This is a genomic window from Metabacillus niabensis (assembly GCF_902829255.1).
GTDB classification, from domain to species: Bacteria; Bacillota; Bacilli; order Bacillales; family Bacillaceae; genus Metabacillus; species Metabacillus niabensis.
In genome coordinates, this window is record NZ_CADEPK010000137.1 from 1 (window position 1) to 10,422 (window position 10,422).

Consider the following 10,422-nt stretch of genomic DNA (forward strand, 5'->3'; position numbering starts at 1 on the left):
ACTGTATGTATCCAATCATTTAGTCGGTATTGCAAATTAGAAAACCATATATTTAAAAAAGTCATTTGATCAAAATAAAGCAATATACCGAAAATAATCATAATGACACCACCAATTTTCATTAGCTTTTGTGAATGTTTAACAATGAATTTTGTTTTACCAATGAAAAATGCTAATACGATAAATGGTAAGCAAAATCCTAGTGAATAGCCTGTAATATTAATGAACGCCTGTGATGGATTGAGCGCACTTGCATACATGATAACACCAAAGATCGGACCGATACATGGTGTCCAGCCTGCCGCAAAGCCTAATCCAATAAGAAACGAATTTAAATAGCCGACATTGCTTCGCTTTTTTTGGACACGGGTATCCTTTAGCATAAATTTAGGCTGGAAAATCTCCAACATAAATAACCCCATTAAAATAATGAAAATCCCACCTAGCATCCGAATCAAATCTTGATGTTCACTAAAAAGTTGACCGATTCCACTAAATGAAAAGCCTAATATGTAATAAATGACGGAGAAGCCTAAAGAAAAAAAGATCGAATGCAGCAATATCTTCTTTTTATGCTGGGTATCCTTGTCACCCTTTAATTCATTAATAGACATCCCTGTTATGTAAGAAACAAACGATGGATATAAAGGTAAGCAGCATGGTGATACAAATGCAAGTAGCCCCGCTGAAAAGGCCATGATAAATGTTATATTTTCCACAGAATCCCCCCTCATAGTAGTATTATAGCGATTTCATCATAAATGATAACAGAAGAGTTGTGAACGTTTTCGAACTCTTTTATTTATATAAAATACATGATAAAGCAGCAGTTAGATTTCATGAAAATCAAGAAATCAACTGCTGCATCTATTCTACCATAAGATTGTCGTTATGCTTGTAATTTGTCATTGGTTTTTTTCTCATATAAAACAGTTAAGCTAATTAATGTCACTAGTATTGTTGCTCCCATATCTGACAGTATCGCGATCCAAAGAGTTAATAGACCTGGGATTGTTAATAGAAGAGCAATAAGTTTTAAACCTAGTGCCAGGGTGATATTGATTTTAATAATCGAATTTACCTTTTTCGCTGTTTTAATTGCTGAAGGCAGCCTTCCTAAATGATCCTGCATTAGAACGATATCGGAAGTTTCGATTGCACTGTCCGTTCCTTTCCCCATTGCAATTCCTAAATCTGCAGTCGCTAAGGCTGGTGCATCATTAATTCCATCCCCTATCATAGCTACCTTGCCCTTTTGAGAAAGCTCTGAGATTTTCTTTACCTTTTCCTCTGGTAATAGTCCAGCAAAATACGTCGATAATCCAATCTTCTTGGCAACCTTTTCGGCAGTTTTTTCATGGTCACCTGTTAACATAACTGTTTTTGAGATCCCTAAACCGTGTAATTTTTTAATGATGGCTGCACTTTCCTCGCGAATTTTATCCGCAATCCCCATCATACCAAGGACGGTAGACTCATTTGCTAAAAGCACGACAGTCATCCCAGCATCCTTTAGTCTTTGAAGGTCGATTTGAACGTTATCAGGTAAAGCAAGATGCTGAATTTGTTTTTCATTGCCTAAATAATAGGTCGTGCCGTTTCCTTTCGCAACAATTCCAGTACCTGAATATGCAGTTATTTCATCCAGCTCAATTAAAGGTATATTTCTCGCTTCGTTTATGATAGCCTTGGCGATTGGATGTGATGATGATTTCTCAATCGAAGCAGCAATTTGTAAAAACGCTGGGTCATATGCAATAAGCTCTTCAACGTGAGGCTCACCCTTCGTTAACGTTCCTGTTTTATCAAAGGCAATCGTTGTGATTTTTCCTAATTGTTCTAAAAAGACGCCACCTTTAATTAAAATACCGTTTCGAGCATTTTTCGTAATCCCTGAGACTATCGCAATTGGTGATGATAAGACAAGTGCGCATGGACAGCCAACGATCAATACTGCTAATCCCTGGTAAAACCAATCTCCCCAGCTCCCATTAAACAAAAGAGGAGGAATGATCATAACCATTGCCGAAATAACCATGATAAGCGGTGTATAATATTTGGCAAATTTATTAATAAATAATTCAGTTGGTGTTTTCGTCTCTTGTGCTTCTTCGACAAGGTGAAGAATTTTTGCTAAAGATGAATCATTATATGCTTTTGTTAATTTCACCTTCAGAAGTCCTTCGTTGTTAATACTGCCACCGAACACTGGTTCATTTACTGATTTTTCGATCGGCAATGATTCACCAGTTATCGCAGATTCATTCACTGAGCTATTTCCTTCGATAATGACTCCATCTGAAGGAACCTTTTCACCTGCACGAACGAGAACAATTTGATTTACCTTTAAGGACTTAATAGGAACAAGATGCTCTTCTCCATTTTCAAGAATTGTTGCCTCTTTTGGGGCAACCTTTAAAAGTGATTCCACCGATCTACGCGCTTTTTCCATTCCTAAGCCTTCTAAATATTCATTAAGGCCGAAAAGAATCGCAACAAGTGCTCCTTCCTTCCATTCACCTATTGATAATGCACCGATAAGCGCGATCGTCATTAGTGTCTCGATATTAAATTTCAATTTCACTAAATTTTTTAAGCCTTTAATAAAGGTTTGGTAGCCACTTAGTACGGTTGCAGCAAGGAAAAGAGCAATTGCCACATATTCATTAAGCCAATTTTCAGCAAAAAAGGCTGCAAAATAAAAAATCGTTGAGATTGATAATATTGTTAGCCAATTTACTTTTGAATGGTGATGTGTATGCTCATGCTGATGATCTTGCTCAAATTGGTCTGTCTCAATATAAGCACCATCTGAGGAAAGGATTTTTGTTACCTTTTCCATATCTACCGTATTGGCAATACGGAGCTTACCGCTATTATAATTTAATGTGGCAGTTTCACCCGATGGTAATCGATTAATTTCCTCCTGTAATTCCCTAGTGCAATTTGCACATGTTAGACCTTTGACCTTATATTCTTCCATAAAGATTCACTCCATTTAAACTTAATGGTGCTGAGCATGGTTAATTGTTTGCTGTAATACATTCATCACATGGTTGTCATCTGGAGAGTAAAAAAGAGTGGTCCCCTCTCTGCGATACTTGACTAACCGTAAATTTTTCAAAAAACGTAGCTGATGTGAAACCGTTGATTGTAAAAGTGATAGCTTCTCGGCAATTTCATTTACAGAATGTTCTTTATGTGACAATAAATGCAAGATTCTGATTCGAGTAGGATCACTTAATGCTTTAAATGTTTGAGAAACAATGAATAACGTTTCTTCATCAAGCTGTTCTAGGTCATATTTTTCATCATTTTTTGCTTCATCCATTTCAAACACCTCTTTGTCATAGTATATATCAAAATATGAGTATGTGTTCATATAATATAATAAAAGTGTAAAAAATTTTTTGACTATTGTCAATCATATTTACCATATTTGTTTTAAATATGTTGCCAAGTTCTCCTCGAGCGATTTCTTTTCGTGTGATAGTGTTCAACATTCATTTAAGAATTTCATAGTACAATGGTAAACCTACATATTCATGTCCCTTTTAAGAAACTTGTTTTTTTAAGGAATTCGGGAGCCTTTTTAGCGATTTTTGCCAATTTCAAGTCTCCCTTTGCTTTTACCCTCTTATAACATTTGTCGAAAAAAGTTTGTAAATTAATTAATATTCCTTACGTGAGTTGAGTAAGAAACAATCGAATAAGTGGTTCAGAATGCAATCGAGTAGCAATAGATGGTGGCGTGACATTTACTGATGCTTCGAAAGGCATACCTACCCAAAGATATTGTTCATCAATGATTATGAATGGAAATGACAGTGTCTCTCGATCTGGATTTTCCGCTGGAATGTACGTAATCTGAACAGACGTATTTCGTTGTGATAACAAACCTTCCCACTCTTTTGTTAACTGTTTGTTTGGCGGAAGTCCAATAATAATCGAGCGCTTTGCCATTTTTAAATCATCAATAAAACGGTCAAGCTTTTTCGCATGAAACCATAATAATTTAGGATGTTGATGTTTGATCCATTTACCAATCATGTGTGGTTCAATCTTTTGCTTATGCCCTATTTGGTATTCGACAAGCTTTCTAATTGTCTTGCTGCGATAGACATGCGCTTGAATATATTTGTGATCACTTACATGGATAAATTTCCCTCTAGTTCGTGTGATCGCTACATTTATTAATCTTTCACTATCTCTTCCAATAAGCAGCATACCTGGCCTTGTTTGTGGATTGCTTTCAACTGAATCAAATACCATCACATCGCGTTCACTTCCTTGAAAACGATGGACAGTTGCAGAAATAATATCTGCGTCGAATAACTCTTTCTTGTAAATATCAGCAAGCAATGTATCCATAAATTCAGCTTGAGCACGATAAGGTGTAACATATCCAATAGATCGTGCCCCTGCTAAATACGCTTCATGAATAACTTGGAATGAAAGGAATAGCTGCCATAGATTAAACCTTGAATGTGAAGTTTTTTCACGAAGACAATAATTGCCCATCCCACTGCTATTTAATAATACGGAAGACATCCCTTGAAATGGTGCCCTCTCAACAATTGAATTTCTTGATTTTTTCACACTTTCATGGTCTTCGACTAATGAATGATAAATATAATGATTTGTAAATGCAGATATCTCTGGATGCATCCTCCGTTGTTCCTTTAAGATAAAAAGCTGAGCATGTGGGCTAGTATCTGTTGCTCCATCTTCTAGCCAATCGATTACATTTGCTTTATGAAATATATCTTCACGTAACCACGAATCGACTAATGGATGCTTAGCTGTTGCGATTGGAGGTAGCTGTTTAAAGTCCCCACATATAATTAAACGACTGCCAAGTGTTGCGGCAAAGCCAATTTGTGGAACGTATGCCATGCTTACCTCATCAATTATTACCAAATCATAGTTTGCTTCATAAATAATCGGATCGGTGGCAGCTTTCGCTAACGTCGTCCCTACTATTTCGGCATTCTTTACAAATTGAATTTCCTTTTGACGAATTTTCTCTACTACTTGAGCAAGTTTACGTTCAATTTCTAATAACTCCTCAGAGTCGCGTTTACTATACGATTGTCCAAGTATTTGCTTAAGGCTATTTCGTTCTTCGAGATAATGTGTTCGTTTCGCAACGAGCTCTGGGGCATGCTTAAGCAATAAATCGTTAGCAGTAATCGATGTATTTGCTTCTAAAACTGCTTGATTGCCATATCGTAAAATATCTCCTTCACGAGACTTTCCTTTTTTATTGATAAAATGAGAGATTTCTGCCATTAACACATCAACAGCTTGGTTACTTTGTGCTAGAACTAATACTTTTTGCCCTTTCACATATTTATTTGCTGCAACTCGTGCAAGTGTGTACGTTTTACCTGTACCAGGCGGTCCCCATACAAATGTAACGGGATTATATTTGCTACGAATGATAAGTTCGTGGACATTTGATTTAAATGGTTTTTGCGGATGTTTCGTTTCATTTGCAGGATTCATTAACCTTTTTATTCGTGCCCTTTTGCGCTTATTATCTTTTATTTCTTCTAAGCGTTCATGTAGTTCATTTAACAATTCCCATGGGTCATAAACGAGAAATAAATCATCTAACATTGTTCCTAATGATGCATCAACAGAAAGAATGACACTTTTTCCTTCTGAAGATAATATTCTTCCTTTAAGTGAAATTGGTTCAAGCACAATAATCGAACCGATTGGTATGTTTAGCTGACGAGGTGTTTCAAAAAAATAGGTATACCCCTCATCCTTTTTCATTAACTGGCCATTTATTAACGGATATTTTGAGCGGCCAATATTTTTCAAATGATTGATTTCTGCTCGCAATGCCTTTTGCCATACTTTTAAATAATAATTGGTTGATTTCATGATTTTCAGCTTCCTTAAAAAATGTTCCTTGTATGTGAATGCTAACTATACCATTTTGAAAAGTAAAAATCTATTCTAGTATTATAGAGATTAGAGAATAGGAATGGGTTAAAACAACATAAAAAAGCAACCTGCTTGTGAAGTGCCTTATAAATATTAGATTGAAGTCTAACGTTTATAAGGCATTTCATTAACAGGCTGCTTTCTGATTCGTTACTTGTTATTTAACTCAGCTAATATTGGGTATAATTCCTCTAGATGTGTGATTTCATATGTTGGGATTACTTCATTTCTCTCTTTATTATGTCGATTAATCCAAACTGATTTCATCCCGATACGTGATGAACCTAAAATATCTGTCATTAAATTATCTCCGACCATGATCGCTTCATCTTTTGATAGGTTCATTTTTTCTAAAGCATGCTCAAATATGGAAGGATCCGGCTTACCGCGACCAAATGCACCAGAAATAATAATATGTTCAAAGTATGGAACAAGCTCTGGAGTAATTTCTAATTTCGTATTTTGTAGGTCAGGTGAACCGTTTGTTAAGAGAAGGAGACGATAGTCCTCTTTTAACGTATCTAAAACCTTATAAGACTCCTCATATACAAAGGGGCTTTTCCGTCTTTGGGCAGGAAATTCTTCTGCTAGTTTAGCAGCAAATTCACTGTTATCGATTCCACATGCCTTTAGTCCTCGTGCCCAAGCATCCTTCCGATATGAAGGGACGATTTTTGCCATTTTTTTGAAATTTTCTTCATCATCAAGGAAATTCCCCCAAAGTCCTTCAAAAGGGTTTATTCCAATCATTTGTGTAAATTCATATGTTTCATAAGAAGAATACAATTCTCTAGCCTCTTTGCGGACAGCTTCTTCAAGCTTTTCTGCATCAATACCAAATTCGGTCTCTGCGAGTTTACAAGTAGCAAGGAATGCCTCTTTAACACTTTTCTGATCCCATAGTAATGTATCATCTAAATCAAAAAAAATAGCCTTAATCAATTTTGCTCCTCCAATTCTCTGTGCGGCAATTGCTTTATATTTATCCTATTTACAAAATAGATTACAGAGAATTAATAGATATGTAAATAGAATTTTAGAAAACTATAAAAATTTTGTCTATTCTTTAAATTAAACTTTTTAGTTTTGCTGTAGATTCTCTTATGATTAATTCACATGTAAGCAATATTTTCTCGAACTGTTCCTTCCTGCTATGAATTTGGTCGATTAATACAGTAACAGCCTTTTTTCCTAGCTGTTCTTTTGGAACATGAATCGTTGTTAATGTTGGCGAGTTTAAATATGAGCTTTCTATATTATCAAAACCTGTAATCGAAATATCTTCTGGAATGTTAAGCTTTTTTGCCTTTAGTAAGTCTATCATGTATAAAGCAATTGAATCATTAGCACAGACAATTGCTGTAGGCATTTCATTACGAGCAAAAGCTATCTCGAGCCATTTTTTTGCGCTGATAATCATTTCCTCATAATCTTTTTCCCTTTTTTCAAGATAAACTTCATTTGTTTTCGGGACTAATTGATGAGATTCAAGTGCACAGCGAAAACCTAACCATCTGTCATAAAAGCTTCTTGAAAAGTATATATCTCCAATAAAAATCATATCTCGATGACCGAGACCAATTAAATAATTCGTTAGTTGAAAGCTACTATCGAAATTATTCGCAAAAATAGTATCAGTCGAAAATAATGGCTCTTCATCATCAATTAATACGACTGGAATCTCCCATTTTTTAAATTCTAATAGAATGTTAGTTGAAATATGTCCGACACAAATAATTCCAATGAAACCTTTGGGGTTTATAACAGTTGAAAAGCTATCCGATTCTGTCATCATGACGATACCTAAGGAATGACCTTCTAGCTCATTTGATATTCCATCAATAATTCTTCCCCAATAAATTGAGTCTTGATATTGGCTTTTCGGTAAGACGACAAGTACATTATTTTGCCCTGCTTTAGTAGAATGAAGCGAATCTTTGGCGTTTGCAAGTACTTGAGGTTGATAGCCTAATTGTTTTGCAGCTTCAAGAACTTTATCTCGAGTTGCATCCTTTACTCCACTTTTACCGGATAATGCCCGTGACACGACATATTTTGATACTCCTAAATAATCGGCAATTTGCTGAATGGTAACCTTTTTACCCATTTGTACACCTCATTAAACAGTCAAAACGATAACTTTTTTCTTTCCTTGTCCATTTATTGATTTAAGAACCAACTTATACTGAAATGGCTTGATTAAGAATAAATTGCTCAACAACCTTTGCAACGCCGTCGTTCATATTCGTATCGGTTACATAATCTGCGGCTAATTTTATATCCTCAGGTGCATTTCCCATTGCAACGCCTAGACCAGCAAACTCAATCATTGAAAGGTCATTATAGCTATCACCTATTGCAATTACTTCCTCACGTTTAATGCCACATTCGTTAATCAATTGATTTAGACTTGTCCCTTTTGTCACACCTTTTTCTGTGAACTCTAAGAAAAATGGCTTTGAACGCATGACACTGTATTCGTCAGCTAATTCAGCTTGGAGTTTTTCCTCAACTACTATTAACTTTTCGGGTGCATCAACCATTAATGATTTAACAACAGGCTCGGTGATTGCCGCTTTAAAATTTGGCACGACGCGAATTGGTAATCCTGTTAATTCAGATTCGATTGTCGTATATTGATTATCTTGGTCTGTGATGATTTCATCACCAACATATGTATGAATATACACATTTTCTCGACGACTTATATCATATAAATCGTGAACTTGATTAATTGATAGAGTACTGCTGAAGAGTTCTTCATTTGTTTGGCAGTTAATTATTTTTCCGCCATTAAAGGATAAGATAAAGCTACCATATTTCGCTAATGAAAGCTCTTTCGCAATTGGTTTCATTCCAAATGTTGGTCTTCCTGAAGCAAGAACAACCTTAACACCCTTTTTTTGTGCATCCATTAATGCTTTTTTTGTACGTTCCGAAATTGTGTGGTCGTCACGTAGTAATGTATCATCTAAATCTAGTACAATCATTTTATATGTCATGTTTTAAATTTCCTTTCTATATGCAAGTACCTATAATCCTACTATAAATTTAACATAAAAGGAATATTTGGCTGAATTAGACTTTCTTCATGTTTTCTTTAAAGATAATTGCTTCAAATTTATAAAAAATTAAAAATTAGACTGTTCTTCGTTTTAATAGCAACATATGAAAAAAGAGGCTGGCTCAAAATGAACGGTTCAGACCCCTTAAAACACTGGTATATAGACTAATGATAAGGTTAGTTTACTATATATAAGTGTTTTTGGAGGGGTCAGACCCTTTTGAGTCACCCTCTTATTATAATTTTGCTGCAGCTTCCTTCGAAGTTAGGATTTGCACTTCAATTGAACCACCAGCTGTATCGACTATTGTTTTTATCATTACAGGATAATCTTTATTGTTTATAAATTTAAAATCAGGACCGTTCCAGGAAACTGTTGCATCTTTACCAGTTGGTACATAACCAACTGAACGTGAATGTGAGTGAACTTCAATCACTTCTAATCCTGCATTCATTACCGCGTTGTACAGAGTTGATGATGTTTGACATATCCCACCGCCAATACCTTCTACAAATTCTTTATCAACTATTTCCATTGCTTTTTGGTATCCTCTTTCAGGTGTTCGTTCACCAACTACTAAATTATAATAAAAGCGATCTCCTGGCCCTAAAACGATTTGGTTTATCGCTCCTGCTGATAATGCAATATTATGTGTTCGCCCTTTTATACTTGCATTAAATGTCGTTTTATAGCTTCCAATAACGACCTCATCGATACCTTTAACGGTCTCCTGTGTGACATTAGGTGCTTTTTCTTCGATTGGCAATACAATTGATTTGTCAAGGGCACGAATATTTTTTAATGATTCGACTAATTTGTCTTCGTCTAAAACGACACGACTTTGACCCTTTGTCAGCTGACCATTTGATAGTTTTACTGGAACCATCGGTTGGTCTAATTTGCTTGCTAATTCATCCGCAAGTGTTTTTATTTGTTGCTCATACTCTTTAGAATTTACCGCTAATGTTGGTTTATAGGAATATAGTACTTCTTTAGTTGTTGGGTGTAATAAGTCTACATTAAATTCCACTGACTTCTCAGCTAGCTGAAACGTGCTGCTTCCCATCGCTTTCACTGATAGCGGTTCATCTTCTTTAGAACCACTTGCAAAACCAGTACTACAACCTGAAACCATCAATAATAATAGTATCGAAGAAACATATTTTTTGTACATTCTCTCTCCCACATTTCCCACTAAGATATTCTTTCTATTTTTTTAGTAATTTAACCCACTTTATAAATTGCCTTTAGTAAACACCCCTTATATCTTATAATCCAATTACCAACAATTACATTTATATTCAGGAAATAATAAAATATCCTTAGCAGTGTTAAAAATTACCTTTCACTAGGATGAAAATCATAAATTGTTTAATTTTCATTTTACTATAATTTTCAT

General features: G+C 35.2%; 8 protein-coding genes. All 8 read right to left on the reverse strand.

Going from position 1 to position 10,422, the window contains the following annotated elements:
- Window positions 1-719 (reverse strand): cytochrome c biogenesis CcdA family protein (locus tag HU235_RS11255; protein WP_233452204.1); only part of this gene is annotated, 719 nt, incomplete at its 3' end.
- A gap of 170 nt (window positions 720-889) precedes the next feature.
- Window positions 890-2,983, reverse strand: coding sequence for a heavy metal translocating P-type ATPase (locus HU235_RS11260; RefSeq protein ID WP_174880281.1), 2,094 nt, complete (start codon window positions 2,981-2,983; stop codon window positions 890-892).
- A 21-nt stretch (window positions 2,984-3,004) separates the two neighbouring features.
- Complete coding sequence (locus HU235_RS11265; protein ID WP_095300101.1) at window positions 3,005-3,331, reverse strand: ArsR/SmtB family transcription factor; 327 nt, start codon at window positions 3,329-3,331, stop codon at window positions 3,005-3,007.
- 350 nt (window positions 3,332-3,681) lie between these two features.
- A complete protein-coding gene (locus HU235_RS11270; RefSeq protein ID WP_174880282.1) occupies window positions 3,682-5,895 on the reverse strand; it encodes an AAA domain-containing protein in 2,214 nt (737 codons plus the stop codon).
- 213 nt (window positions 5,896-6,108) lie between these two features.
- Complete coding sequence (locus HU235_RS11275) at window positions 6,109-6,900, reverse strand: HAD family hydrolase (protein WP_174880283.1); 792 nt, start codon at window positions 6,898-6,900, stop codon at window positions 6,109-6,111.
- A gap of 124 nt (window positions 6,901-7,024) precedes the next feature.
- Window positions 7,025-8,065, reverse strand: coding sequence for a LacI family DNA-binding transcriptional regulator (locus HU235_RS11280; protein ID WP_174880284.1), 1,041 nt, complete (start codon window positions 8,063-8,065; stop codon window positions 7,025-7,027).
- Between the two features lie 73 nt (window positions 8,066-8,138).
- A complete protein-coding gene (locus tag HU235_RS11285) occupies window positions 8,139-8,960 on the reverse strand; it encodes a Cof-type HAD-IIB family hydrolase (protein ID WP_174880285.1) in 822 nt (273 codons plus the stop codon).
- Window positions 8,961-9,258: 298 nt separating this feature from the next.
- Window positions 9,259-10,197, reverse strand: a complete 939-nt coding sequence (locus HU235_RS11290) for a VanW family protein (RefSeq protein WP_174880286.1) — start codon at window positions 10,195-10,197, stop codon at window positions 9,259-9,261.
- Window positions 10,198-10,422: the final 225 nt, after the last annotated feature.